Below are 556 nucleotides of genomic sequence, written 5' to 3'. Positions count from 1 at the left end.
GCGGTGTGAAAAATATCGGTGAGTATTTTTGATAGAGTCATTAACGGCGGTGCGCTACGTGAAATCCGTGAAAAAGTAGGGGATATACGTGGGGGATTTTTCACGTAGCAACACCATTACAGCCTACCGTTCAGCAGACCATCCATCATTTTTCAAAACCAGTGTAATACGTTTTGTTTGTTTCTCTTTCAAATCAGACTCAAGTCCTAAAAATGCTGTCCGAACATCATCGCGTTTCGCCCATTCAGCGATACTGGTGGGACTGAATGTGTAATTCACCTGCGTGATCTTCATTCCCATAGCATCACCAGGTTCGGTAAAATCAACTATCTCATACACCTTATAATGACCAACGCAAAAATCAGGCCGTTCCGGAGACTTCAGATATTTTTTCCCCTCTTCTGTCAGAGCATATTCACGGCCTGGCACTTTCTTACCCGTCTTAGTAAAACCAATAACGTCATCAACCAGGGTATCTTTTACTGTTAATAAATCGGCTTTGACCAGTACATCCAGCGCAGAAAACTGTCGAGAATTTATTTCATCTGCCCGTTCC

Annotated in this window: 1 protein-coding gene; it reads right to left on the bottom strand. The window is 43.0% G+C overall.

The window, feature by feature from the left end; genetic code table 11:
• Positions 1-123: 123 nt before the first annotated feature.
• Positions 124-556, bottom strand: a 433-nt coding sequence (locus LU493_RS19470; RefSeq protein WP_275289461.1) for a hypothetical protein, incomplete at its 5' end; no start/stop codon positions are given.

Source organism: Halomonas elongata, from assembly GCF_029081005.1.
Lineage (GTDB): Bacteria > Pseudomonadota > Gammaproteobacteria > Pseudomonadales > Halomonadaceae > Halomonas > Halomonas elongata_B.
The sequence above is the reverse complement of the archived record's forward strand: the minus strand, read 5'-3'. Positions and strand labels throughout refer to the sequence as shown.